At 67.1% G+C, this 24,423-nt stretch carries 22 protein-coding genes and 2 pseudogenes; 21 read left to right on the forward strand and 3 right to left on the reverse strand.

The window, feature by feature from the left end; genetic code table 11:
- Positions 1–20 precede the first annotated feature (20 nt).
- The 14 genes from nrfD (at position 21) to HB681_RS16425 (ending at position 13,117) form a co-directional block, all read left to right on the forward strand.
- The gene (gene nrfD / locus HB681_RS16360; protein WP_213955903.1) at positions 21–1,370 is read left to right on the forward strand and encodes an NrfD/PsrC family molybdoenzyme membrane anchor subunit; all 1,350 of its coding nucleotides are present in this window, start codon (positions 21–23) and stop codon (positions 1,368–1,370) included.
- On the forward strand, positions 1,367–1,912 hold the full coding sequence (locus tag HB681_RS16365; RefSeq protein ID WP_345944692.1) for a DUF3341 domain-containing protein: 546 nt from the start codon (positions 1,367–1,369) through the stop codon (positions 1,910–1,912). Before nrfD ends, HB681_RS16365 begins: the two co-directional genes overlap by 4 nt.
- Positions 1,909–2,568: a cytochrome c gene (locus HB681_RS38745; protein WP_213955904.1), complete on the forward strand. Its 660-nt coding sequence runs from the start codon at positions 1,909–1,911 to the stop codon at positions 2,566–2,568. Before HB681_RS16365 ends, HB681_RS38745 begins: the two co-directional genes overlap by 4 nt.
- Positions 2,565–3,656 (forward strand): hypothetical protein, encoded by a 1,092-nt coding sequence (locus tag HB681_RS16375; RefSeq protein WP_213955905.1) that lies wholly within the window; start codon positions 2,565–2,567, stop codon positions 3,654–3,656. Before HB681_RS38745 ends, HB681_RS16375 begins: the two co-directional genes overlap by 4 nt.
- Complete coding sequence (locus HB681_RS16380) at positions 3,643–3,990, forward strand: hypothetical protein (RefSeq protein ID WP_213955906.1); 348 nt, start codon at positions 3,643–3,645, stop codon at positions 3,988–3,990. The genes HB681_RS16375 and HB681_RS16380 overlap by 14 nt, the downstream gene beginning before the upstream one ends.
- Entirely contained in the window at positions 3,987–4,799 is an 813-nt protein-coding gene (locus HB681_RS16385) for a hypothetical protein (RefSeq protein WP_213955907.1), read from the forward strand. The genes HB681_RS16380 and HB681_RS16385 overlap by 4 nt, the downstream gene beginning before the upstream one ends.
- Positions 4,796–5,773 (forward strand): cytochrome c oxidase subunit II, encoded by a 978-nt coding sequence (gene coxB / locus HB681_RS16390; protein ID WP_213955908.1) that lies wholly within the window; start codon positions 4,796–4,798, stop codon positions 5,771–5,773. Before HB681_RS16385 ends, coxB begins: the two co-directional genes overlap by 4 nt.
- Positions 5,774–5,801: 28 nt before the next feature.
- On the forward strand, positions 5,802–7,406 hold the full coding sequence (ctaD, locus tag HB681_RS16395) for a cytochrome c oxidase subunit I (protein WP_213955909.1): 1,605 nt from the start codon (positions 5,802–5,804) through the stop codon (positions 7,404–7,406).
- Positions 7,403–8,029: a cytochrome c oxidase subunit 3 gene (locus HB681_RS16400; RefSeq protein WP_213955910.1), complete on the forward strand. Its 627-nt coding sequence runs from the start codon at positions 7,403–7,405 to the stop codon at positions 8,027–8,029. The genes ctaD and HB681_RS16400 overlap by 4 nt, the downstream gene beginning before the upstream one ends.
- Positions 8,026–8,454 carry a hypothetical protein gene (locus tag HB681_RS16405; RefSeq protein WP_213955911.1) on the forward strand — a complete coding sequence of 143 codons (429 nt, stop codon included), beginning with the start codon at positions 8,026–8,028 and terminating at the stop codon, positions 8,452–8,454. Before HB681_RS16400 ends, HB681_RS16405 begins: the two co-directional genes overlap by 4 nt.
- 21 nt (positions 8,455–8,475) lie before the next feature.
- Positions 8,476–9,255, forward strand: a complete 780-nt coding sequence (locus HB681_RS16410; RefSeq protein ID WP_213955912.1) for a gluconate 2-dehydrogenase subunit 3 family protein — start codon at positions 8,476–8,478, stop codon at positions 9,253–9,255.
- A gap of 2 nt (positions 9,256–9,257) precedes the next feature.
- The gene (locus HB681_RS16415) at positions 9,258–11,027 is read left to right on the forward strand and encodes a GMC family oxidoreductase (protein WP_213955913.1); all 1,770 of its coding nucleotides are present in this window, start codon (positions 9,258–9,260) and stop codon (positions 11,025–11,027) included.
- A 4-nt stretch (positions 11,028–11,031) separates the two neighbouring features.
- Positions 11,032–12,387, forward strand: coding sequence for a cytochrome c (locus tag HB681_RS16420; protein WP_213955914.1), 1,356 nt, complete (start codon positions 11,032–11,034; stop codon positions 12,385–12,387).
- A gap of 79 nt (positions 12,388–12,466) precedes the next feature.
- Entirely contained in the window at positions 12,467–13,117 is a 651-nt protein-coding gene (locus tag HB681_RS16425; protein WP_213955915.1) for a hypothetical protein, read from the forward strand.
- Between the two features lie 51 nt (positions 13,118–13,168).
- Here the strand turns inward: HB681_RS16425 and HB681_RS16430 are convergent, their stop codons facing one another.
- From HB681_RS16430 to HB681_RS16440, 3 genes are all read right to left on the reverse strand, one after another.
- Positions 13,169–14,683, reverse strand: coding sequence for a patatin-like phospholipase family protein (locus tag HB681_RS16430; RefSeq protein WP_213955916.1), 1,515 nt, complete (start codon positions 14,681–14,683; stop codon positions 13,169–13,171).
- Positions 14,684–14,910: 227 nt separating this feature from the next.
- Positions 14,911–15,246 carry an FHA domain-containing protein gene (locus HB681_RS16435; protein WP_213955917.1) on the reverse strand — a complete coding sequence of 112 codons (336 nt, stop codon included), beginning with the start codon at positions 15,244–15,246 and terminating at the stop codon, positions 14,911–14,913.
- Positions 15,247–15,316: 70 nt separating this feature from the next.
- Positions 15,317–16,039, reverse strand: a complete 723-nt coding sequence (locus HB681_RS16440; RefSeq protein WP_213955918.1) for a TetR/AcrR family transcriptional regulator — start codon at positions 16,037–16,039, stop codon at positions 15,317–15,319.
- Positions 16,040–16,172: 133 nt separating this feature from the next.
- Between HB681_RS16440 and HB681_RS16445 the strand changes: the two genes are divergently transcribed.
- The 7 genes and pseudogenes from HB681_RS16445 to HB681_RS16475 form a co-directional block, all read left to right on the forward strand.
- Positions 16,173–17,213 carry an HlyD family efflux transporter periplasmic adaptor subunit gene (locus HB681_RS16445; protein ID WP_213955919.1) on the forward strand — a complete coding sequence of 347 codons (1,041 nt, stop codon included), beginning with the start codon at positions 16,173–16,175 and terminating at the stop codon, positions 17,211–17,213.
- Positions 17,214–17,236: 23 nt separating this feature from the next.
- Positions 17,237–19,015, forward strand: coding sequence for an ATP-binding cassette domain-containing protein (locus tag HB681_RS16450; protein WP_345944693.1), 1,779 nt, complete (start codon positions 17,237–17,239; stop codon positions 19,013–19,015).
- The gene (locus tag HB681_RS16455) at positions 19,012–20,154 is read left to right on the forward strand and encodes an ABC transporter permease (RefSeq protein WP_213955921.1); all 1,143 of its coding nucleotides are present in this window, start codon (positions 19,012–19,014) and stop codon (positions 20,152–20,154) included. The genes HB681_RS16450 and HB681_RS16455 overlap by 4 nt, the downstream gene beginning before the upstream one ends.
- Before the next feature lie 95 nt (positions 20,155–20,249).
- Positions 20,250–21,380, forward strand: a complete 1,131-nt coding sequence (locus HB681_RS16460) for an ABC transporter permease (RefSeq protein ID WP_213955922.1) — start codon at positions 20,250–20,252, stop codon at positions 21,378–21,380.
- A 71-nt stretch (positions 21,381–21,451) separates the two neighbouring features.
- Positions 21,452–22,984 carry an efflux transporter outer membrane subunit gene (locus HB681_RS16465; protein WP_213955923.1) on the forward strand — a complete coding sequence of 511 codons (1,533 nt, stop codon included), beginning with the start codon at positions 21,452–21,454 and terminating at the stop codon, positions 22,982–22,984.
- 349 nt (positions 22,985–23,333) lie between these two features.
- Positions 23,334–24,209: pseudogene (locus HB681_RS16470) on the forward strand (site-specific integrase).
- A 7-nt stretch (positions 24,210–24,216) separates the two neighbouring features.
- Positions 24,217–24,414, forward strand: a pseudogene (locus tag HB681_RS16475) (transposase zinc-binding domain-containing protein); the annotation flags it as partial.
- Between the last annotated feature and the right edge of the window lie 9 nt (positions 24,415–24,423).

Below are 24,423 nucleotides of genomic sequence, written 5' to 3' on the forward strand. Positions count from 1 at the left end.
CGCAGCGCGGAGGCCTGTCCATGAGCGAAGCCGCTTCCGTCCTGCGCGGCCGCTGGGGCTATGCCAGCATCACCGACCACATCGCCGACCGCGTGCTGACGCAGCCGCCGGGACTGCTGTGGCGCCTCGGGTTCTGGGGCACCTTCTGCGGCATGGTGGTTTTCATCGCGGCGACCGTGCACCTCATGCGAACGGGCGTGGGCATCTGGGGCATCGACATCCCGGTCGGCTGGGGCTTTGCGATTGCCAACTGCGTCTGGTGGATCGGGATCGGCCATGCGGGCACCTTCATCTCGGCGGTGCTGTTGCTGCTGCGGCAGAAGTGGCGCACTTCCATCAACCGCTTTGCCGAGGCGATGACGCTCTTTGCGGCGACGATGGCCTCGATCTTTCCGCTGCTGCATCTGGGCCGCGCGTGGAAGGCCTACTGGCTCGCACCCTACCCGGACACGATGGGCCTGTGGCCGCAGTGGCGCAGCCCGCTGGTGTGGGACTTCTTCGCGATCGCGACCTACATCATCGTGTCCTTCCTGTTCTGGTACCTGGGCATGATCCCGGACCTGGCGACGCTGCGTGACCGCGCGCAGGGCCGCGTGCGCCAATGGGTGTTCGCGCTGGCGGCCCTCGGCTGGCGTGGCGAGGTGCGTCAATGGATGCACCACGAGCGCCTCTATCTGCTGCTGGCCGGTCTCGCGACGCCGCTGGTGGTGTCGGTGCATTCGGTGGTGTCGCTCGACTTCGCCATCGGCAACACGCCGGGCTACCACTCGACCCTCTTCCCGCCCTACTTCGTGGCCGGCGCCCTGTTCTCGGGTTTTGCGATGGTGCTCACGCTGGCCATTCCGCTGCGGCGCGCCTTCGGCTTGCAGGACTTCATCACCGAGGTGCACCTGGACCACGCGGCCAAGGTGATGCTCGCCACCAGTTCGCTGGTCGCCTATGGCTACCTCTGCGAGGTCTTCATGGCCTTCTACAGTGGCGACCGCTACGACATCGCCATGACCGTCGACCGCTGGACCGGCTTCTACGCGCCGGTGTACTGGGCCATGCTCGGCTTCAATGTGCTGGTGCCGCAGCTGTTGTGGTGGCGCCGGTGCCGCCGCAGCGCGCTGCTGCTCTTCGTGCTGAGCCTGGTGGTCAACCTCGGCATGTGGATGGAGCGCGTCCTGATCGTGGTGTCGAGCCTGCACCGCGACTACCTGCCGTCGGCGTGGGGCTACTTCATTCCCACGGCGTGGGACTGGACCTTTCTGTTCGGCTCGATCTGCACTTTCGCTTGGTTGTTCCTGGGCTTCATCCGCGTGCTGCCCGCGCTGTCGATCTCCGAGATGCGCGAACTCGCGCATGAAAAGCACGAGGCGACGGCGTGACCACCGCGAGCGCGCACCTGCCTTGGGCCCTGGCCGCCGAGTTCGCAGGCGCCGATGCCCTGCTGGCTGCGGCCCGTGCGGCGCGTGCGGCCGGGTATCGGCATGCGGAGGCCTATGCGCCCTTTGCCGTCGAGGGCCTGCCCGAGGCCCTGGGGCTGCGATCACGCGGCGTCGCGGGCGCCTGCCTGATCGGCGCGATGCTGGGTGCGCTGGGCGGCTTCTTCATGCAGTGGTACGCGGTGGCGGTGTCTTACCCCATAGACATCGGCGGGCGGCCCACGTTCAGCTGGCCGATGTTCGTGCCGGTGAGCTTTTCGCTGGCTGTCCTGTGCAGCGCTTTTGCAGGCGTCGGCATGATGCTCTGGCGCGCCGGCATGCCGCGCCTCTATCACCCGATCTTCAACATGCCGGACTTCGATCTGGCCACGCGCAACCGCTTCTTCCTGGCGCTGCGCAGCGACGATCCCGCATTCGATGCGCAGGCAACCCGGGCGCTGCTGCTGCGGCTCGCGCCGATGCGGATCTGCGAGGTCTTCCCGTGAAGCCGCGGGTGCCATGCGTGATGCTGGGCCTGCTGGTGGCGGTGGGCCTCGCCGCCTGCGACCGCTCGCGTTTCGACATGCTCACGCAGCCCAGGCTCGGCCCCGATGCGTCCAGCCCCTTGTTCGACGACCGCAAGGCCACGCGTGCGCCGCCGCCCGGCACTGTGGCGCATGCGATGGGCGATGCGGCACTGGTCAGCGGCGGTCGCAACGGCACGCAAGCCCTGCGTGCGCGCGACGAGGCCGAGGCCCGCGAGGCGCTGCCCGACCGCCCGCCCCGCGCCTTGATGCTGCGCGGGCAGGAGCGCTATGGAATCTATTGCATGCCCTGCCACAGCCCGGTCGGCGACGGCGACGGCCCGGTGGTGCGGCGCGGCTTTCCGGCACCGCCCTCCCTGCATGAGGAGCGCTTGCGCGCCGTGAGCGACCGCCACATCTACGACGTGATCTCGCAGGGCTTCGGCATCATGTACCCATTCGCTGACCGTATCGAGCCGGAGGACCGCTGGGCCATCGTCGCCTTCGTGCGTGCGCTGCAATTGAGCCGGCATGCGCCGATGGCCGAGCTGGCGCTGGCGCCCCAGCCTCCCACGGGGGCCAGTGGCGCCGCGCAATGGCACGCGGTTGTGCCACCTGTGGCGGAGACGACGCGATGACTGCGACCCTCCGTTTCGCCCGGGCCGCCGCGCAGCTGGACGTCGTGGGCGTACTGCTGCTCGCCATCGCACTGGCCTGCGGCGGATGGGCCGCACCGCGCGTGATGCTGGCTTGCTGGCTCGCCGCGTGGTGGTGTGCGTTGGGGCTGGTGATGGGGACCTGCATGACGCTGTGGATCCACGCGCTGACGGGCGGTCGCTGGGGCGCGTCCTTGCGCCCCGCGGCGGCGCTGCTTGTGCGTCGGCGCATGGTCCTGCTGCCACTGTTCATCCCGGTTGTGCTGGGCCTGCGCGTGCTCTATCCGTGGGCTGCCGCGGACGGCCACGCCTTCGACGCGCTCGATGTGCCGGACTTCGCGCGGGTGTGGTATAGCCTGCCGGCAGTGGCGTGCCGCGGCATCGTCTATGCCATCGCATGGTACTGGCTTGCCGGCGGCGCACTTCAACCAACGATCTCGCGCACGCAGGCCGCGCGGGGGCTGATCGTCCATGGGCTGCTGGGCTCGCTGGCCTCGGTCGATCTGCTGATGACGCTGGTGCCCGGATGGCGCAGCACCGGGTTCCCCTTGCTCGCGCTGGTGTCGCAGGCACTCGGCGGCGCCTGCGCGCTGGTCGCGTGGACGGCGTTCCGGCGACCGGGACTGCTGTCCGTCGAGGTCGCGCCGCGCGTGCCACTGGCGCGCGACCTGGGCAATCTGCTGTGGATGCTCGTGATGGTCTGGGGGTACCTCGGCTTCATGCAGTTCCTGGTGATCTGGGCCGAGAACCTGCCGCAGGAGATCAACTGGTTCGTGCCGCGCCTGCAGACCGGCTGGCATGCGGTGGGCATGGTGCTGGTGGCGACGCAGTTGGCGCTGCCGCTGGGGGCGCTGCTGTTCCGTCGAATCAAGGACCAGCCCCTGCGCCTGGCTGCCGTGGCGATGGTGGCACTCGCGGCACACGCACTGGACACCGTGTGGGTCATCGTGCCCTCGGTCGATGCCCACACGCTGTCCACATGGTGGCTTGCCCCCCTGTGCATGGCGGGCATGGGCCTCGTGATGTTCTCGCCGATGCTGGCGGCGGAGGACCGGCATGTCCGCGCTTGACTCGGCGCCCCGCCGCGCAGTGGCCGCATTGTGTGGTTTGCTCGTGCTCGCCGGCTTGGCCGTTGCCTGCGTGATGTGGCTGCTGCACCCGATGCGCGGCACTGCCACGGCCGATGCGCCGGTGCGCGACGATGCATCGCAGCCTGCCCTGCAGAGCGCACCGCAGCTCGACCTGACCGGCTACCGCGCGCAGAAGCAACGCGAGCTGGACAACACCGGCCCGGTGCCCGGTGAACCGGGTTACGCGCGCATTCCTTTGGCACAGGCGATGGACCTCATCGCCGCGCGCGGTTTGCATGCCGCGTCATCGGCAGACGCAAGGGCCAGGCCATGAGGCGCGCCATGGGGATCGCGACGGTGCTTCTGGCGTCCTGCCTGCATGCCGCGCCGCTGGCCTTGCCAGCGCCGCCCGGCGTCGCCCTCGCGCAGCACCTCGGCACGCTGCTGCCACTGGAGCTCGCCGTCACCGACAGCGACGGCATGCCGACTTCGCTGCGCGAAGCCTTCGGCACCGGCCGCGCCGTCGTGCTCGTGCCCGGCTACTACACCTGCGCCCGACTCTGCGGCCTCGTGATGCAGGGCGTGCTCGAAGGGCTGGCCGATAGCGGGCTTCCCCCATCGACGTACCGCGTCATCGGCTTCAGCATCGACCCGGCCGACACGCCGGCGAGCGCACGCCTGCGCGCCACCGACTATCGCGACTACGCCGCTGTCGTGGCGCAACGCCACGGCGCCGGTGCGCCGGTCATCGGCGTCGACCTGTTCACCGCGAGCAGCGATGTCTCTGCACGCCTCACCCACGCGCTCGGTTACGCCGTGCAGCCGACCCAAGGCGCCACCGACCCGCTAGCCCACAGCGCCGCCGTCATTGTGGCCACACCCGACGGGCGCATCGCCCGTTACTTCCCCGGCGTGCGCTTCGACGCCCGCGACCTGCGCGAGGCCATCGTCCAGGCCAATGAAGGCCGCGTGGGCAGCGCGACGGAACGCATCGCCTTGCTGTGCGGCCACTACGACCCGGTCACCGGCCGCTACGACGTGGCCGTGATGACGTGGCTGCGCCTGCTCGGCACAGTCGGTGCGGGCGCGCTGGCCCTCTGGATCTGGCGTCGCCGACGCGCCCCGCACGAGGCCGCTCCATGAACGACCAGCCCGCGCGCCTGGCCGATCCCGGCCTGCATCTTTTCAACGCGGCCTCGTCGGCGGCCGACGCCACCGACACGTTGTTCGTCGCCATGCTGCTCCTGTGCGGCGTGATGGCCGTGCTGCTGGCCGGCTTGATCCTCTGGATGTGCATCCGCTATCGCGCCGGCGCAACGGTTGACCGGAGCAATGCCCCCAATGACGCCGGCGGCCTCGAAGCCGCGTGGACCATCGCGCCCCTGCTTCTCTTTCTCGGCATCTTCGCGTGGGCCGCACGGGACTTCCTCGCCGAGCACCGCGCGACGCCCGACGCCCTGCCGATCCACGTGGTCGGCAAACAATGGATGTGGAAGCTCGAACATGGCAACGGCCGACGCGAGATCAACGAACTGCACGTACCACAGGGCCAGCGGGTCGAACTCATCCTGGCCTCCGAGGACGCGATCCACAGCTTCTACGTGCCGGCCTTCCGCCTCAAGCAGGACGCCGTGCCCGGCCGCCTCACGCACCTGTGGTTCACGGCGACCCGGCTGGGCGAGTTCCGGCTGTTCTGCTCCGAGTTCTGCGGCAGCGAGCATGCCGGCATGGTGGGCAAGGTCACGGTGATGCCCGCCGCCGAGTACGCCCGCTGGCTCGACGCCGGCCCGGCCGAACCGGGCATGGTGCAGCAGGGCTTCGCGCTCTACCGCAGCAGCGGATGCAGCGGCTGCCACGAGGCAGGCTCGACCGTGCACGCGCCGCTGCTCCAAGGCCTCTATGGCCGCATGGTTCCCTTGCAGGACGGCCGCAGCGTGACCGCCGACGACAACTACCTGCGCGACTCGATCGTCCTGCCCGCGCGCGACGTGGTCGCCGGCTTTGCGCCGGTGATGCCCAGCTATGCCGGGCAGTTCAGCGAGGAGCAGCTGCAACAGCTGGTCGCGTACTTGCGGGCGGGTGCGCCACCGGCCAACGCTCCGGAGCAGCCGAAATGAAGCGCCCGGTCACCACGCGCGGAGCGCCATGACGATGAACAGCTACCTCACCGACGGCCTCACGCTGCGCTCGTGGCTCACCACCCACGACCACAAGCGCATCGCCATCCTCTACGCGGTGGCGATCACCTTCTTCTTTTTCATCGGTGGCGCCGCCGCCACGCTGATCCGCCTGCAACTGGCCACGCCCACCGGCACCCTCATGGGCGCCGACAGCTACAACAAGGTCTTCACGGCCCACGGGGTCGTGATGGTCTGGTTGTTCCTGATCCCGTCGATCCCGTCGGTGATGGGCAACTTCCTGCTGCCGCTGATGATCGGCGCGCGCGACCTCGCGCTGCCGCGCATCAACCTGCTGAGCTGGTACCTCTACATCATCGGTGGCGTCATCACGCTGCTGGCCCTCTTCTTCGGTGGCGTCGACACGGGCTGGACCTTCTACACACCCTACGCCACGATGTTCTCCAACGGCTACGTCGTGCTCACGCTGGTCGGCATCTTCATCACCGGCTTCTCGTCGATCGCCACCGGGCTCAACTTCATCGTCACGGTGCACACCATGCGCGTCGCCGGCATGGGCTGGTTCAAGCTGCCGCTCTTCGTCTGGGCCATGTATGCGACCAGCGTCATCCTTGTGCTGGCCACGCCGGTGCTGGCGATCACGACCGTGCTGGTGGTGGCCGAGCGGCTGTTCCAGGTGGGCGTGTTCGACCCGGCCCATGGCGGCGACCCGCTGCTGTTCCAGCACCTGTTCTGGTTCTACTCGCACCCGGCCGTCTACATCATGGTGCTGCCAGCCATGGGCGTGGTCAGCGAGATCATTCCGTGCTTCGCCCGTCGGCGCATCTTTGGCTACCGGCTGATGGCGTATGCGATGCTGGCCATCGCGGGCTTCGGCTTCCTCGTGTGGGGGCACCACATGTTCGTGAGCGGCCAGTCGGTGGCGGCCAGCCTGGTGTTCTCGCTGCTGAGCTTCATGGTGGCCGTGCCCTCGGCCATCAAGGTCTTCAACTGGACCGCGACGCTCTACAAGGGCTCGATCCGCTTCGACGCGCCGATGCTCTACGCGCTGGGCTTCGTCGGGCTGTTCACCATCGGCGGGCTCACGGGGCTCTTCCTCGCCTCGCTGCCGCTGGACGTGCACCTGACCGACACCTACTTCGTGGTCGCGCACTTCCACTACATCATGGTGGGCGGGGCGGTGATGGCGTACTTCGGTGCGCTGCATTTCTGGTGGCCCAAGGTCACTGGGCGCACTTACCACGAGCTGTGGGCGCGCATCTCGGCGGTGCTGGTCTTCGTCGGCTTCAACCTCACCTTCTTCCCGCAGTATCTGCTCGGCGTGATGGGCATGCCGCGGCGCTACCATGCCTATCCGCCTGAGTTCCAGGTGCTCAACGTGATGTCCTCGGCCGGCGCGGGCGTGCTCGCTATCGGCTACCTGCTGCCCATCTTCTATCTCGCGTGGTCGCTGCGGCGTGGCGAGCGGGCCGGCGGCAATCCGTGGGACGCGCGCGGGCTCGAATGGCAGACCCCATCGCCGCCGCCCACCGACAACTTCGAGATGCCACCGCATCCGCCGGGCGAAGCCTACGACTACACGCCGCCATCGAGCGCGGAGGTGGCGCGGTGAACACCCTGGCCCGTGAAGCGCCGATCTCTCCAGAAGCGCCGCAGCGTGAGGCGATGGGCATGTGGGTCTTCATCGCGAGCGAGATGCTGTTCTTCGGCGCGCTGGGCGTGACCTACGCCTACGGCCGCGTGCTGTGGCCCGAGGGCTTCGCCGCCGCGAGCCGCCACACCGACGTGGTGCTGGGCACGCTCAACACCGCGCTTTTACTCACCAGCAGCCTGTGCGTTGCGCTGGCGGCCGAGGCGCCACGGCGCATCGCGGCACGCCTGCTGGCCGCCACCGCGTTGCTGGGCGTGGTGTTCCTCGCCATCAAGGGCATCGAGTACCGCCATGAATGGCAGGAGGGCCTGTTCCCCGGGCCGGCTTTTCAGCTCGGCGAGGGCGAAGCCGTCCCGCAAGGTGCGCAGCTCTTCTTCGCCTTCTACCTTGTCGCCACCGGCCTGCATGCCTTGCACGTCGGCGGTGGCATCGGATGGATGGGCGTGCTCGCATGGGGGCGCTCGAAAGGACGCGCATGGGCCAACGACGACGTGGTGCACGTGGCCGGGCTGTACTGGCACTTCGTCGACGTGGTGTGGATCCTGTTGTACCCGGCGCTCTACCTTGTGAGCCGGCATTCATGAACGCCAATGGAACATCGAGCGACTTCAGGCGTGCCGCGCGGCGTCTGTTGGGGGTGTGGCTCGCCCTGTTGCTGCTGCTTGCGGCGAGCCTTGGCAGCGCCTACCTGCGCCTGGGCGTGTTCAACACGGTCGCCAGCTATGGCATCGCATTGATCAAGATCGCCCTGGTCGTGGCCATCTTCATGCGCTGGCGGCGCGCCGATGGCTGGAGCCGCGCGGCGGGCTTCGCGGCCGCCTGCGCGCTCACGCTCCTCGCCGGCCTGACATGGTTCGAAAGCCGCACGCGCGAGCCTGCATCCGTGCCATGGCAAGCACCCGCACAACTGCCCCCGCTGCGCGCCGGTTCCGCAGCGTTGCAGGACAGAAGCACGACGCGGCAGCTTCCTACGCCGCCAGCAAAGGCCGGTCCCTACAGTTCACGATGAAACAGCCCGAAGGGCACGACCATGACGAAGATGACGATCGATCGCCGCCGCTTTCTCATCGGCGGCGCGGTGGCGGGAGTGATCGGTGCCAAGGCATCGGCGGACATCCATGACGGCGAGCTCGGCGCGCCGCCAGCCACCTACCGCGGCGAAGTCCCCTGGCAGGAAGGCGCTGCCGACAGTCCCCCGGCCGTGACCGATGCTGAAAGGGGATGGGTCTTCTTCACCCCCGCCGAGCAAGCCTTCGTCAACGCCGCGCTGGCCCGGCTCATTCCCAACGACGAGGTTGGCCCGGGCGCGGTCGAGGCCAACGTGCCCTTCTTCCTCGACCGGCAACTGGCCGGCCCGTATGGCCGCGGCGACCACTACTTCCTCGGCGGCCCGTGGCCCAAGGGCACCCCGCAGCAGGGCTACCAGAGCCGCTTCAGCCCCGCGCAGTTGTACCGCGCGGCCATTGCCGCGATCGAGCGCCATGTCGGCGCGAGCTTCAACGGCGCAACATTTGCCCGGCTCGGCGCTGATGAGCAGGACAAGCTCCTCAAGGGCCTGGAAAGCGGCGACGTGCTGCTTGGCGATGGCGTCGACAGCAAGGGCTTCTTCACGATGCTGCTGCAGAACACCAAGGAGGGCTACTTCGCGGACCCGATCTACGGCGGCAACAAGGACATGGGCGCGTGGAAGATGATCGGCTTTCCCGGCGCGCGCTACGACTACAAGGAATGGGTCACGCGCCACGGCGAGGCCTTTCCCAATCCACCGGTCGGCCTCATGGGCCGGCCCGGCTGGCGCGAGAAGGTTTGAGCATGGCCACGCCACTGCCCCCTGTGGACGCGGTGCTCGTCGGCTTCGGCTGGACCGGTGCCATCATGGCCCAGCAACTGTGCGACGCGGGCCTCAACGTCATGGCGCTGGAGCGCGGCCCGTGGCGCGACACTGCGACCGACTTCGCCACCGGCTTCGCGCAGGACGAGCTGCGCTACATGTGGCGCCACCACTTGTTCCAGAACGTCAGCTACGACACCCTCACAGTGCGCAACAACACGCGCCAGGACGCCTTGCCGATGCGGCACCTCGGCTCCTTCCTGCTGGGCACCGGCGTCGGCAGCGGGGGCGTGCACTGGAACGGCCAGATCTGGCGCTTCCTGCCCTCGGACTTCCAGACGAAAAGCCAAAACGAGCAACGCTACGGCAAGGATGCCGTGTCGAAGGACGAACTCACGGTGCAGGACTGGGGCGTGACCTACGAGGAACTGGAACCGTGCTACGACCAGTTCGACAAGCTCTGCGGCACGAGCGGCAAGGCGGGCAACCTGAACGGCAAGATCCAGTCCGGCGGCAACCCCTTCGAAGGCGCGCGCTCGGCCGAATACCCGAACCCTCCCATGGCGCAGACCTATGCGCCGACGCTCTTCGGCCAGGCCGCGGCGGGACTGGGGCACCACCCCTTTCCGCATCCCACCGGCAACCTCTCGCAGCCCTACACCAACCCGCTCGGCGCACAGCTGGGCGCCTGCACCTACTGCGGCTTCTGCGAGAAGTTCGGCTGCGGCAACTACTCCAAGGCCAGCCCGCAGACGACCGTACTGCCTTACCTCCTGCGCAAGCCCAATTTCACGCTCAAGACCGAGTGCGAGGTGCTGCGTGTGGAACTCACTTCAGACAAGAAGCGCGCCACCGGCGTCACCTGCGTCAACAGTGCCGGCGAGGAATTCTTCCAGCCGGCCGAGATGGTGGTGCTCTCCGCCTACGTGCTCCAGAACGTGCGCCTGTTGCTGCTGTCGGGCATCGGCAAGCCCTACGACCCCACGACCGGCGAAGGCGTGGTCGGCAAGAACTACGCGTACCAGACCATGTCCTCGGTCAATGTGTTCTTCGACGACAAGATTCTCAACCCCTTCATCGGCGCCGGCGCGCTGGCCACGGTGATCGACGACTTCAACGGGGACAACTTCGACCACGGGGGCCTCGGCTTCATCGGTGGCGCCTACATCGCCGGCATGGTGACGGGCGGGCGGCCCATCGAGATGATCTACACGCCACAGGGCACCCCCGACTGGGGCCTGCAATGGAAGCACGCCGCCGCGAAGAACTACCTGCGCTCCTTCTCGATCAGCGTGCATGGCTCGTGCATGAGCCACCGCGGCAACTACCTCGACCTGGACCCGACATATCGCGACATTCACGGCCGACCGATGCTGCGCATGACCTTCGACTTCGGCGAGAACGAGCACAAGATGTCCGACTACCTCACCGACCGCGCAGCCGAGGTCGCCAAGGCCATGAATCCGCGCGAGATCAAGCTCAACCGCCGAACGGGCTCGTGGAGCGTGACGCCCTACCAGACCACGCACAACACCGGCGGCGCAATCATGGGCGACAACCCGTCGACGAGCGTCGTCAACAAGTACCTGCAATGCTGGGACGTGCCGAACGTGTTCTCGCTTGGCGCGGGTGCGTTTCCGCAGAACGCGGGCTACAACCCGACCGGCACGGTGGCGGCGTTGACCTACTTCTCGGCGCGCGAGATCGTGGGGCGCTACCTCAAGAGTCCCGGTCCCCTCGTGCAGGCCTGACGCGATGCGACGTCCACGATCACGCTTCGCACTCGCAGGCCTCGCGGCGGCGCTTGGAGCGCTCGGCTTGGCCGCCCTGGCTGCAAGCGCCATCGGGCCGGCTTTGCCTGCGCATCCGTCGACTGCCATCACGCCGACGAGTCTGCTGACGCAAAGGATCGCCGACAGCACGCCCGACGCCGCGCGATTGCGCCGTGGCCAGTACCTCACGGCAGTGGGCGACTGCATGTCCTGCCACGTGCGCGCGGGTGGCGAGCCGCTGGCGGGCGGGCTCGGGTTGAACACGCCCTTCGGCACCATCTACTCGTCCAACATCACGTCGGACAAGGACACCGGCATCGGCGCCTGGAATCCCGATCAGTTCCACCGCGCGATGCACGATGGCATCGGCGCGCATGGCGAGAACCTGTATCCGGCCTTCCCGTATCCGTGGTTCCGCCGCGTGAGCCGCGAGGACACGGATGCGCTGTTTGCCTTCCTGCAGTCGACACCGGCCGTGCACTACACACCACCGCCCAACGACCTGCCCTTCCCTCTCAAGTTCCGTTGGATGGTCAAGGCGTGGAACCTGTTGTTCCTCAAGTCGGACACCTACCAGCCCGTGGCCGCGCAGTCGGCCGAATGGAACCGCGGCGCCTACATCGTCGAAGGCCTCGGCCATTGCGGTGCCTGCCATACGCCGAAGAACATGCTCGGCGCCGACAAGTCCGGGCAGGACTTCCACGGCGGCACGCTGGACAACTGGGTCGCGCCGGACCTCACCGGCAACACGCGCACGGGCCTCGGCCAATGGAGCGCCGAGGACATCGCGGCTTACCTGCACACCGGCCGCAACGCACGTGCCGGCGCCGGCGGGTCGATGGCGGACGTCGTGAACTACTCGGGTTCGCTCATGAACGATGCCGATGTGCATGCAGTGGCGGTGTACCTCAAGGGTCAGCCGGCCCGGCCCGACGAAGCGCCACGCACGCCGCCCGACTCGGGCGCGATGCGGCGCGGCGCCGCCATCTACTCGGACGTGTGCGCCTCCTGCCACCTGGAGAACGGCATCGGGCAGCCGAGGTACTTTCCGCCGCTGGGCCACGACGCGATGCTCCAGCAGACGGACTCCACCGGCCTGCTGCACATGTTGCTGGCCGGCTCGCGCATCGGCACCAGCAACGCCTTGCCTTCGCCCATGACCATGCCCGCCTTCGCATGGAAGCTCGGCGATGCCGAAATCGCCGACGTATCGACCTACATCCGCAACAGCTGGGGCAATCAGGCCGCCGCCATCGACGCGGCTTCGGTGGCCGACATGCGCAAGAAGCTGGACCTGATGCAAGCTCGGCTCACCGTGAATTCGGGCGACCGGAGGTAGCGGCGACGCGCTGTCCCGCGACCAGGCAGCATGCGGCGGCAACCCATAATGCGGTGCCCATGTCACAAGCTACGCAAGAATGAGTGCCGCAGATTTTCTCCTTGCGCCTGAGGTGCAAAAGCTCTTGAGGGTCGCGTACGCGGCACCCGGACAGCGATTCCCGACAAGTGAACTTGCCCAGCGTGCGAAGCTCGACGCGGACGACGTATCACGCACCCTGGAGCACCTCGTCAAGAGCGGCATCCTGAAGTGGAACAAGCCGAAGTCGGACTTGCCCGCAACCGTCGAGGTCGATCGTTCGTTTGTGTTCCACGACGAGCTGCGCAGCATCGCGCTGAAGTCGTTCGCCGCTGCAGAACCGATCCGGGCCATGCTGCGTTCCAGATTCAAGGAGTCGGTCTTGCGCGCTTTCGTGCTGGAAGAGGACGAGGACGCCAGCGTCGAGGTGTTGATAGTGCACGGCCAGCTGATGCCCGATGAAGCAGAAATGACCACCGCTTGTGAAAAGCTCTCGAAGACAATCGGCCGGCATCTGGAGGTGCACGTCATATCGAACGCCAGGTTCGGCAGACTCACGTCGCGCGATGCGCTCACGGCAAAGCTGGCGGCAGATTCGGCGCATGAGATCGTCGCGCTCGGAGATACCAAAGCAAAGTTGCCCGTTGAGCGGGCCGGCCTGATACAAAGCGCGGCGAGGAAATTGGCGACGCTCTACGGTCCGACCGCGTGAACGCGCGCATCCACCGCACGGAAGACATCAAGATCGCATTGGTCACGGCTCTCAACTGTCGGAACCATTGCCGCCCGGTTTCCTCCCGTTGGGTGGAAGGCTCCCGCTGCTGCCGTTCGTGGCAGGCGTGTCGGTCAGGTGCAGTTGCTGGCGCAACGAGATATACCCAGGCGATTCGCGCAGCAGGCGACCGCCGAGTGCACGCAGGCGGTCGATGGCTTCGTTGTCCAGGAAGAACGTGGTGGGAAGGTTCATGAAATACGCGCGCTCGGTCGGATCCTCGATGGCGTCGAAGCTCACGTCGATGGCGTCGACGACGAGGTTCGGCGCCGCCGCCTGCGCTTCGCTGACCGACATGCCGCTGAGCCTGTTCTCCGCGATCTCTAGGCGCCGGCGGTCGGCCCAGCGCTGCGCGATGTCCTTGAGCAGTTCGACGGACTCGTAAGAAAAATGATCGATAGGCACGCTGGAGGACTGCAGGATCTGGGCGATCGGGCCGGGCGGCGTCGCGCTCTTGTCCCAGTCGGTCACCGGCGCCGAGCGGGAGTTGACGACGACCACCACGATCCTGCGCAGCGACCGGAAGTCGATCTCGCGCTCGAATGCCGGGCTGGCTTCCACTTCTTCCAGCGCTTCCACCACGCCCCGCAGCCCCAGGTTGTCCGACACGCCGCCGTCGACCACGTGGATGTAGGGACGATTGGCGCTGTCCTGGTAGTTGCGGATGTCGCGCAGCCGCAAGAGAGCGCGTCCGGCGGGCCGGGCACCGGCGCTCACGTCCTGCGTCCAGACCGGTGCGCGCGCCCCGCAGGTGCCGCCGTAGTTGGCATAGGTGACGGGCGACAGCACCGCCGGCACGGCCGACGAAGTCGCTGCGGCACGCGACAGGCGAACCTTGCCCAGGTCCGAGCACAGCAGGTCGAATTGATCCTGCGAGAAAGCGAAGCGCGCGCCGGTGGAGATATCGGTGCCGGTGATCGCGGTGGCCGGCGTGGGCTTGGTCATCAGGTCCGAAAAGGTCGCGCCTTCGAAGAGGATCTCGTCGTAGTAGTCGGCCGCCAGCTCGGACCGGCCCCAGCCGCCGCTCGCGAGCTTGAGCCAGTTCAGCGGATTGAGCGCACGCTGGATCAGGTCGGCCTGTACATTGCGCTTGAGGAAGCGGCGCTCGTATTCGCTGAAAAGCCGGTCGCCGTAGAGCGCATAGGCCAATGCGGTGAAGCTGCCGCCTGAGACGCCCGCGACGATGTCGACCTCGTCCAGCACATTGCGCGTCTTCCCGCCCATCACAAACGCCTGCCGGCGCAGTTCCTCGAGCACGCCGTACGAGAACGCCGCAGCGCGCGTACCGCCGCCCGAGAAGGTCAGGATCGCCAGTGTCTCGGGGTTGTTCTTCGCCGGGCGAGTGCGCTTGAGCAGATTGACCGCGCGGTAGCCGCCATCCGGGTCGACTTGAGTGATCCGGGGATTGACGGGCGCCATCGACTGGCATCCGGCCAGAAGCCACGCCGAAGCACACGCAGTGGCCCATTGCACGATCCGGATCCGTCCACAGTCCATACGTCTCATCGAATGTCCTTCTGCGGCCCTCGCCGAGCCGTTACCTTGAGCGTTCAGTGCACCCTGCGCCGGACATGCCGGCTATCGGCCACGGCGCAATATCCATGCCGCGCAGCGTTCCTCTTCGACGCCCTGCGCTGATGCGCTCAGGAGATCCGGAGAACGTCTTCTGCGTCAACTGCCCTGCCAGGCAGGCAGTACCACGACCTCGACGCCGCGGAGGCGGCGGAGTCCGATCACAGCTTCCCGCGCCCCGACGCTTGCGGGTCGCGCACAGTTTGCGTGCCGCGATCCAGATCCACCAGCATGCCCGGCACTGTGGGCAGACGCTCGGCGTTGATCAATGTGTACTGTTGGTCGCCTGTCTCGAAGCGGATTTCGAAAGTGCCGATCCGGACCGCATCGCCATGCGCCAGGACCTGCCGGTCGATGCGCACGCCGTTCACGAAGGTGCCGTTGCTGCTTCCAAGATCCTCGATCGTGACAAAGGTCGGCTCCACCGTGATGCGCGCGTGTTTGCGGCTCGCACTCGACGAGTCGATGACGACGTCGCTCGTCGGCAGCGTCGCCACCGGATTCTGCGGCATGCTCCGCGGGCTTTCAAGCGCTCGAGAAGCTCGAAGACGGGATGCAATGGAGGATTCAACCACCCTTCATTCGTGTCCTGGGCTTCTTCGTCGATGCATGCGCAAGCGCGATGGCATCGAGCCCCGCGAGCACATAGCGGCACAGATCGTCGACCAGCGCCTGCGGATCGCTCGTCACGGCGGGCAGGACCTTCCCGATGATCTGCCGTGGCGCGATCAGCATCACGAGGCCGGGAAGGATGCACATGACCGCCGCCCGCTGCACCACGGGATCCTCGGGCGGCAGTCGCAGGATGCGGCCGAGCAAGCCCAGCACGAGCTGCGCCTTCGGCAGCACGGCCTTTTGCACCAGTGCCGGCACCAGTGCCGACGGCGACATGATTTCCCTCAACATCACCCGGACGCCCCAGGGCGGCGAGGTCGACGTCGCCAATCCGACGACGTGGGTCAGCAGCGCCCGCAGGTTCTCGCGCGGGTCGTCGAACTGCTGGGTCAGCGCCTGCAATTGCTCGATCCCGACGAGTTGACCATGGGCCTCCACCAGCACCGCCTCGTACAGCGCGTCGCGGCTGCCGAAGTGGTAGTTGATCGACGCCATCGGCGTACCCGCTCGCTCGGCGATGGCCTTGGTGGTGCCGTCCGCGAAGCCGCGTTCGGCGAACACCTGGCCCGCGATGTCGAGCAGGTGCTGGCGCGTGGCCTGCCCATGGGCTCGGGTGGCCCTGGCATTTGAGGGCCGTGCGGCGGGCTTGGCGGATTTGCGTGAGGTGGGCTGCATGGGACTGTCCCTGTCGGTGTCCGGGAAACGCGATTGGGGAAACAAATTCTGACTTGAATTTGAATTCACATTCAATCAAAATTCAGTCTACTTCAACGCCTGGATGCTTTCAAGTCCATCCCCCGGGTCCACCATGAACAAGAAACCCCTCATCGCCGGCGCCGTCCTGCTCCTCGCGGTGGCCGCTGGCGCCTGGTGGTACACCGGCCGCAAGCCCGCCGACACCAGCACGCTGCTGCTCTACGGCAACGTCGACTTGCGCCAGGTGTCGCTCGCCTTCGACCAGGCCGAGCGCATCGACAAGGTCACCGTGCAGGAGGGAGACCACGTCAAGGCCGGCCAGGTGCTGGCCACGCTGGACACGCGCAGCCTGCAACTGCGCGTCGCGCAGGCACAGGCGCAGATCCGCGTGCAGCAGCAGGCGCTCGGACGGCTCCAGTCCGGCAGCCGCCCCGAGGAGATCGCGCAGTCCCGTGCGCAGGCTGACGCGGCAACGGCCGATGCGGCGCTGGCGCGCCAGCAACTGGAGCGCCTGCAATCGATCCGCCAGACCACGGCCGGCCGCGCGGTGAGCCAGCAGGACCTCGACAGCGCGCAGGCCCGGGTGAAGGTCGCCCAAGCCCAGCTCGACAGCGCACGCAAGGGGCAGCAGCTGGTCGTCTCCGGTCCGCGCAAGGAAGACATTGCGCAGGCACAGGCGCAGCTGGACGTGTCGAACGCCGCGCTCGCATTGCTCAACCACCAGCTCTCGCAAGCCGAACTCAAGGCGCCGATCGACGCGGTGGTGCGTGCGCGCCTGATGGAACCGGGCGACATGGCCTCGCCGCAGCGGCCGGTCTTCACGCTGGCCATCACCGATCCGAAATGGGTGCGCGCCTATGTGACGGAAACCGACCTGGGCCGCATCAAGCCGGGCATGGCGGCCACGATCGCCACGGACAGCCATCCGGACGAGACGCTCAACGGCAAGGTCGGCTACATCTCCTCGGTCGCCGAGTTCACGCCCAAGACCGTGCAGACCGAGGAACTGCGCACCAGCCTGGTCTACGAGGTGCGCGTGCTGGCCGACGATGCGGCGGACAGGTTGCGGCTTGGCATGCCGGCGACGGTTCGCATCGCACTGGCGCCACGCGCCGACACGGCCTCGGCTGCCAATGGGGGAGCCAGGCCGTGAGCTCCGACGGCGCCGCGGCGCTCATCGCGACGAATCTGCACAGGCAGTTCGCCGTGAAGGGTCGCGCACCCGTCGTCGCACTCGACGACCTGTCGATCACCGTGCCGTCCGGATCGCTCACCGCCCTGGTCGGCCCGGACGGTTCCGGCAAGACGACATTGCTTCGACTGGCCGCCGGCCTGCTGCTGCCCGACAGCGGCGCGTTGCAGGTGCTGGGCGTCGATGTCGCGAAAGACCCGCAGGCCGTGCAGGACCGCATCAGCTACATGCCGCAACGCTTCGGCCTGTACGAGGACCTCAGCGTGCAGGAGAACCTCGACCTGTATTCAGACCTGCACGGCGTGCCGCTAGACGTGCGGCGCGAGCGCTACGCGCGCCTGCTCGGAATGACGGACCTCGCGCGCTTCACATCCCGCCTGGCCGGCAAGCTCTCGGGCGGCATGAAGCAGAAGCTCGGCCTCGCCTGCACGCTGGTGCGGTCGCCCGAATTGCTGCTGCTCGACGAACCGACCGTCGGCGTCGATCCGCTGTCGCGCCGCGAGCTGTGGGAGATCGTGCAGCAGTTGGTCGATGCGGAGCGCCTGAGCGTGATCGTGAGCACCGCCTACCTCGACGAAGCCGAGCGTTGCGCGCAGGTCTTCGTGATGCGCGAATCCAGGCTGGTGGCCGAGGGAACGCCCGGCCAGATCCGTGACAACGCGAAAGGCCTGTGCTTCGTCGCGAGGCCGAAGGAAGGAATGCACGCGCGCACGTTGCAGGCGCGGCTGCTCGATGCACCTGAGGCAGTGATCGACGCGGTGCCCGAAGGCGGCGAGGTGCGCTTCATCCGCCGGCCGGACATCGAGATGGGCGCGATCGAATCGTTGCTCGACGGCGCGCAAATCAAGCCGGCGCCTGCGCGGCTGGAGGACGGCTTCATGGTGTTGCTGCGCACGCAGCAGACCAACGAGAAGGCACCGAGGAATCCCGCGGCGCTGAACACCGTCGCAACGACGCCCGCAGCCGACAAGCAAGAGGTCGTCATCGAGGTGAAAGACCTGGTGCGCACGTTCGGCGATTTCACCGCCGTCGCCAGCACCAGCTTTGATGTGCGCCGCGGCGAAATCTTCGGCCTGCTCGGCCCCAACGGCGCAGGCAAGACGACGACCTTCCGCATGCTCTGCGGGCTGCTGCCCGCAAGCAGCGGCTTCCTGCAGGTAGCGGGTGTCAACCTGCGCCACGCCAGGGCGCAGGCGCGCGCAAAGATCGGCTACGTCTCGCAGAAGTTCGCGCTCTACGGCAACCTGACCGTGGCTGAGAACCTGAGCTTCTTCGGCGGCGCCTATGGCTTGCGCGGCAAGCGGCTGGCCGAGCGCATGCGCGCCGTCGTGCATGAATTCGACCTGGCGGGGCAGGAAGACGCCGCCAGCGGCCAGTTGCCCGGCGGCTTCAAGCAACGCCTGGCGATGGCAACCAGCCTGCTGCACGAACCGGAAATCCTTTTCCTCGACGAGCCCACCAGCGGTACCGATCCGCTCGCGCGGCGCGAATTCTGGCGGCGCATCACCGCGCTCGCGGCGGCCGGCGTCACCATCATCATCACCACGCACTTCATGGAAGAAGCGGAATACTGCGATCGCATCGTGATCCAGGACGCCGGCAAGCTGCTGGCCATCGGCACGCCGCAGGAAGTGCGGTCGCGTGCCGGGACCCAGGCCGGCAACATGGAGGACGCCTTCATCGGCATTGTCGAGCAGGCGCGTGAGAAGACCCGAGAGACGGCGCGCGAGAAGGCGCGCGCGCCGCAGGAGGCCGTTGCATGAGCCGCGGGGCGGGCGCGCGCCTCGTCGCGCTCACGCGCAAGGAAACGCGGCAACTGCTGCGCGACCCGAGCAGCCTGGCCATCGGCATCCTGCTGCCCATCCTGCTGATCCTGATCTTCGGCTTCGGCCTGTCGCTCGATGTCAAGAACGCGCCGCTGGCGGTGGTGATGGAAGACAGCTCGCCCACTGCCATGCAGGCCGTGTCGGGCCTGCAGCTCACGCCGTACCTTTCGCCCGTGTTGCTCGGCTCGATGAAGGAGGCCGAGGTATTGCTGGGCGCCCACAAGGTGGACGGCATCGTGCGCGTGCCCTCCGATTTCGCGAGCAGGTTGGGCGAAGGCCGTGCGCGCATTCAGGTGCTGGTCAACGGCGCGGACGCGGCCAAGGCCTCGATCATCCTGCGCTACGCCACCGCCGCGCTGGCACAGAACGCGGTGCGCCAGGGCGATTTGGACGGTGTGGCCGCGGGCGCGCCCAACGCGTCGGGCATCGGCGCGGTCACCATCGACGAGCGGCTGTGGTTCAACAGCGCCAACACCAGCACCTGGTATCTGGTGCCGGGGCTCATCGTGCTCATCATGACGCTGGTCGGCGCCTTTCTCACGGCGCTGGTGATGGCGCGCGAATGGGAGCGCGGCACCCTGGAGGCCTTGTTCGTCACGCCCGTGCGACCGGTGGAGATCCTGCTGGCCAAGATCATTCCGTACTTTGGCATCGGCATGCTGGGGCTCGCGCTGTGCCTGCTGGCGTCGAAGTTCCTCTTCCACGTGCCGATGGTGGGCTCGCTGGCCGTGCTCGTGTTCAGCTCGATGCTGTACCTGATCGTGGCGGTGGCGGTGGGGCTGGTCATCTCGTCGGTGACGCGCAACCAGTTTCTCGCGAGCCAGGTGGCGCTGATCTCCAGCTTCCTGCCTTCGCTGATGCTGTCGGGCTTCCTGTTCGACCTGCGCAACGTGCCCACTGTCGTTCGCATCGTGGGACAGGCCCTTCCTGCGACCTACTACATGGAGCTGATCCGCTCGCTCTTCCTCGCCGGCAACATCTGGCCGATGGTGGCGCGCAACTGCGCCATCCTGCTCGTCTATGCGGTGGGCCTCCTGTCCGTCGCGCGCTTCGTCACGCGCAAGCGCCTTGACTGAGGACAAACGCCATGGACTTTCAGGCCTTCAAATTCGATCACGTCCAGCGAAGGGGTGAAGGCGCCGTGCACCCACTGCTTTTTCCAGGCTGACCCATGTCCTCCTCGCTCATCGATTTCATCCTGCGTGTGGCCAACCTGTGCCGCAAGGAACTACTGGCCATCCTGAAGGACCCCGCCACGCGCGTGATCCTCATCGTGCCCTCGATCATGCAGAGCCTGCTGTTCGGCTATGCGGCCACCTACGACCTGAGCCGCATCGACTACGCGCTGCTCGACCAGAACCACAGCGGCGCGTCCACTGCGCTCATCGCCAAGCTCGACGGAACGGGCGTGTTCCATCGCACCATGACGCTGCGCACGCAGGCAGAGATCGCCGAGCCGGTCAACGCCGGCAAGGTGCTGCTGGTGGTCGGCATCGGCCCGCGCTTCGAGCAACAGTTGCAAGCCGGCGAGAACGTGTCGATCCAGCTCATCGTCGACGCGCGCAACTCCAACACCGCCGGTTCCGCCGTGGGCTATGTGTCGCAGGTCGTCAACTCCTTCAACGCCGAATGGCGCGAGCGGCACGGCGCCGGCCCGCCGCCGGTCAGCATCGAGACGCGCGCCTGGTACAACCCCAACCTCACGACACGCTGGAACTTCATGCCCGGCATGATCGCCGCGCTCAGCATGATCCAGACGCTGCTGCTCACTGCACTTTCGGTGGCGCGCGAGCGCGAGCAAGGCACCTTCGACCAGTTGCTGGTGACGCCGCTATCGCCCACCGAGATCATGATCGGCAAGGCCATTCCGCCCGTGCTGATCGGGCTGCTGCAATCGACGCTGGTGCTGCTGGTGACGGCGCTGTGGTTTCGCATACCGATGGCCGGCTCGCTCTTCACGCTGTACGCGGGCCTGGCCTTCTTCACGGTGGCCAGCGTGGGCATCGGCCTGTCGATCTCCGCCGTGTCGGCCAACATGCAGCAGGCCATGCTCTACACCTTCGTGCTGATCATGCCGATGATGCTGCTGTCGGGCCTCACCACGCCGGTGAGCAACATGCCTGCTGCACTGCAGATCGCCACCATGGCCAACCCGCTGCGCTTTGCGATCGACCTGGTGCAGCGCGTGTACCTCGAAGGCGTCGGCATGGCCACGGTGTGGACCAACCTGATTCCGCTTTTCATCATTGCAGTCATCACGCTGCCTTTGGCGGCGTGGCTCTTTCGCAATCGTCTCGTCTGACGAAGGTATGAATATTTCTACTGCGGCCTCGCTACGAAATCTTCACACCTTCTCGCGCCAGGAGAACCATCATGAATCCTTACATTCCTCTCTTGCGCGCCGTGAGCCTGGCGGCGCTCGTGCTGGCCGCCGGCTGCGCCGTGGGACCCGACTACAAGGCAGCGGCCGCCGACGCGCCTGCTGATTTTTCGGTGTGGCACGGCGGCAGCGCCGAGCTTGCCGCCGCGCCGCAACAGACGTCTGCCGCTCCATTCAGCTGGATCAGCTTTGCCGACCCAACGCTCGATGCCCTGCAAGCCAGGGCCATGGCCGCCAACAACGATCTGAAGACTGCTGCCCTGCACTTCGCCCAGAGCCGCGTGCAGGGCGATGTGGCGCGTTCGCAGCAATGGCCGCAGGTGAATGGAAGCGGCAGCGTGCAGCGTGTTCGCGAGAGCGAGAACGGCGACTTCCGCCGCATCATCGGTACGATCAATCCGGGCTCCGTCGATGAATTGGTCAAGGTGTTGAGCGACCCGCACGATATGTTCCAGGCCGGTTTCGATGCGTCGTGGGAGCTGGACTTCTGGGGCCGGGTGCGCCGATCGATCGAGGCCGCGACGGCCGACGAAGCCGCGTCGAAGGCGATGCTGGCGCAGGCACAGCTCAGCGTGCAAGCCGAGCTGGCGCGCCACTACTTCCAACTGCGCTCGGTGCAGAGCCAGCTGCGCATTGCGCGCTCCGATATTGCCGCAGGCGAGGAGACGCGCAGGCTGGTCTCGGCGCGGGCGGATGGCGGCCTCACGACCGACCTCGACGTGACGCGCCAGGACGCGCAACTCGCCGACATTCGCGCCCGCTTGCCGCAACTGCTGTCGCAGGAAGCGCTGGAGATCAACCAGATCACCCTGCTGGTCGGCGAGCGCCCCGGCGCCTTGCAGGCAGAACTGGCAGCGCGGCCCGACACGGTCGGTGCTGCTGCTGCGGCGCTGCCTGACCTGTCCCTGGGCCTGCCATCGGACGTGGCGCTTCGCCGTCCCGACATACAACGTGCGGAAGCACAGTTGCATGCAGCCACCGCCAGCATCGGCGTCGCCGTGGCGGACCTGTATCCGCGCATCACCATCGGCGCCAGCGCCGGACTCAGTTCGGTGGACGCGAGCACCTTCACCGACTGGGGCAGCCGGCAATGGTCGATCGGACCGAGCCTGCAACTGCCCGTCTTCGACGGCGGCCGCCGACGCGCCACGGTGACGCTGCGCAAGCTCCAGGAGCAGGAGGCGGCCGTTGCCTGGCAGCAGACGGTGCTGAAGGCGTGGCACGAGATCGACGATGCGCTGAGCGCGTACACGGCAGAGCGCCAACGCAACGCCCAGCTCGCCCTGAAGGAGCGCAGCAGCCGCGATTCGTACCAGCTCGCCAGCGTGCGCTACGAACACGGGCTCACTGACTTCCTGGTTCAGTTGGATGCACAGCGCACCCTGCTGCAGGCGCAGCGCGAATACGCGGAAAGCTCGGGAAGACTGGCTGTGTCGCTGGTTTCGATCGCCAAGGCGCTGGCCTTGCCTGCGGCTTCGCCCGAGCCGGCGGTGGCGGTCAGCGCGTTGGAAGTTCAGCGCAGGTAGCGGCCGATTGAGCCTGCGCTTGCCACTTGTCGGGAAGCTGAAGGTCATGACAGGAACGAAGCTGGCGCGGCGGACAGGACGGCTGCTACCAGCTTCCTTCGGCGGAGCATTACCTATCGATACAGAGCTTGACCAGATCAGGTTCTGCTGGACGGCCTCACGCTGCAGGCATCATGTGCTTCCTGTCCAAACGTCCGCTTCGCAGAAATTCGTACAGCCGGTTTGGGCCCGAAGGACTAAACCGCTCGCGCGGTAAGCGCTTCGCGCAACCCGCTGGCGACTGATCGGCCCGTTGGTGCCACCGTCGATGTCGAGGCAATCCGCCTCGTTCACCGACGGAGCAGTAACCATGGACACGATCACATCGGCGGTCACCCCGCTGCGCCAGCGCATGCTCGAAGACATGCGCATGCGCAAACTGGAACCACGCACGCAGGAAGCCTACATCCGCGCCGTGCGCAAGCTGGCGGCCTGGCTGCACCGCTCGCCGGACACGGCCACCGTGGAAGACCTGCGCAACTTTCAGCTCCACTTGGTCGACGAAGGCGCCTCGCCGATGACGTTGAACGTCACGCTCACCGGTCTGCGATTCTTCTTCGACGTCACGCTGCAGCGGCTGGAACTGATGGCCCGCATTCACCCGGTCAAGCTGCCGCACAAACTGCCGGTGGTGCTCAGCCCGCAGGAGGTCTCCCGCCTGATCGCCGCTGCCTCCAACGTGAAGCACCAGGCGGCGCTGTCGGTGGCTTACGGCGCCGGCTTGCGTGCCAGCGAAGTCATCCACCTGAAGGTCACCGACGTGGACAGCGAGCGCATGACGCTGCGGGTGGAGCAAGGCAAGGGCCGCAAGGACCGCTACGCCATGCTCAGCCCGGTGCTGCTGCAGCGCCTGCGTTCGTGGTGGCGCATTGCCAACAGGCAGGGCCGCATGCTGCCCGGCGGCTGGCTGTTCCCTGGCTTGGATCCGACCGACCCACTGACGCCGCGCTAGCTCAACCGCGCCGTGCACGCCGCCGCCGAGGCCGCCGGCATCGACAAGCGAATCTCCACGCACAGCTTGCGCCACGGGTTCGCGACACACCTGCTGGAGCGCAAGGTGGACATCCGCGTGATCCAGGTGCTGCTGGGCCACAAGCGGCTGGAGACGACGGCGATCTACACCCACGTGGCCACCGATCTGCTGCGCGAGGTGATCGGCCCGCTGGAGCCTGTGCCGTCATCCTGAGGTCGCTGTGCAGCGGCCCGTCCTGGAGGTCGCCGACGTCTTTCATCAGCACGGCCCAGCCTGGCGTGCCGCCCAGCGCGGCCACGTGAGCCTGGGCCAGCTCAAGGTCATGTCGGCCATCGAACAATGCCGCAGCGCGGCGCTGGGTGGACATGTGCTGCGCTGCGAGGGGTGCGGCACGGACCAGGTTTCCTACAACTCGTGCCTTATGGGG

It is taken from the genome of Variovorax sp. dw_954, assembly GCF_018449755.1.
GTDB lineage: Bacteria > Pseudomonadota > Gammaproteobacteria > Burkholderiales > Burkholderiaceae_C > Variovorax.

Excerpts from the sequence above, each read along its gene's own strand:
- nrfD (WP_213955903.1), top strand. The coding sequence starts at position 21 with ATGAGCGAAGCCGCTTCCGTCCTGCGCGGCCGCTGGGGCTATGCCAGC.
- HB681_RS16375 (WP_213955905.1), top strand. The coding sequence starts at position 2,565 with ATGACTGCGACCCTCCGTTTCGCCCGGGCCGCCGCGCAGCTGGACGTC.
- HB681_RS16380 (WP_213955906.1), top strand. The coding sequence starts at position 3,643 with ATGTCCGCGCTTGACTCGGCGCCCCGCCGCGCAGTGGCCGCATTGTGT.
- HB681_RS16385 (WP_213955907.1), top strand. The coding sequence starts at position 3,987 with ATGAGGCGCGCCATGGGGATCGCGACGGTGCTTCTGGCGTCCTGCCTG.
- coxB (WP_213955908.1), top strand. The coding sequence starts at position 4,796 with ATGAACGACCAGCCCGCGCGCCTGGCCGATCCCGGCCTGCATCTTTTC.
- ctaD (WP_213955909.1), top strand. The coding sequence starts at position 5,802 with ATGACGATGAACAGCTACCTCACCGACGGCCTCACGCTGCGCTCGTGG.
- HB681_RS16405 (WP_213955911.1), top strand. The coding sequence starts at position 8,026 with ATGAACGCCAATGGAACATCGAGCGACTTCAGGCGTGCCGCGCGGCGT.
- HB681_RS16410 (WP_213955912.1), top strand. The coding sequence starts at position 8,476 with ATGACGAAGATGACGATCGATCGCCGCCGCTTTCTCATCGGCGGCGCG.
- HB681_RS16415 (WP_213955913.1), top strand. The coding sequence starts at position 9,258 with ATGGCCACGCCACTGCCCCCTGTGGACGCGGTGCTCGTCGGCTTCGGC.
- HB681_RS16420 (WP_213955914.1), top strand. The coding sequence starts at position 11,032 with ATGCGACGTCCACGATCACGCTTCGCACTCGCAGGCCTCGCGGCGGCG.
- HB681_RS16425 (WP_213955915.1), top strand. The coding sequence starts at position 12,467 with ATGAGTGCCGCAGATTTTCTCCTTGCGCCTGAGGTGCAAAAGCTCTTG.
- HB681_RS16430 (WP_213955916.1), bottom strand. The coding sequence starts at position 14,683 with ATGAGACGTATGGACTGTGGACGGATCCGGATCGTGCAATGGGCCACT.
- HB681_RS16440 (WP_213955918.1), bottom strand. The coding sequence starts at position 16,039 with ATGCAGCCCACCTCACGCAAATCCGCCAAGCCCGCCGCACGGCCCTCA.
- HB681_RS16445 (WP_213955919.1), top strand. The coding sequence starts at position 16,173 with ATGAACAAGAAACCCCTCATCGCCGGCGCCGTCCTGCTCCTCGCGGTG.
- HB681_RS16455 (WP_213955921.1), top strand. The coding sequence starts at position 19,012 with ATGAGCCGCGGGGCGGGCGCGCGCCTCGTCGCGCTCACGCGCAAGGAA.
- HB681_RS16460 (WP_213955922.1), top strand. The coding sequence starts at position 20,250 with ATGTCCTCCTCGCTCATCGATTTCATCCTGCGTGTGGCCAACCTGTGC.
- HB681_RS16465 (WP_213955923.1), top strand. The coding sequence starts at position 21,452 with ATGAATCCTTACATTCCTCTCTTGCGCGCCGTGAGCCTGGCGGCGCTC.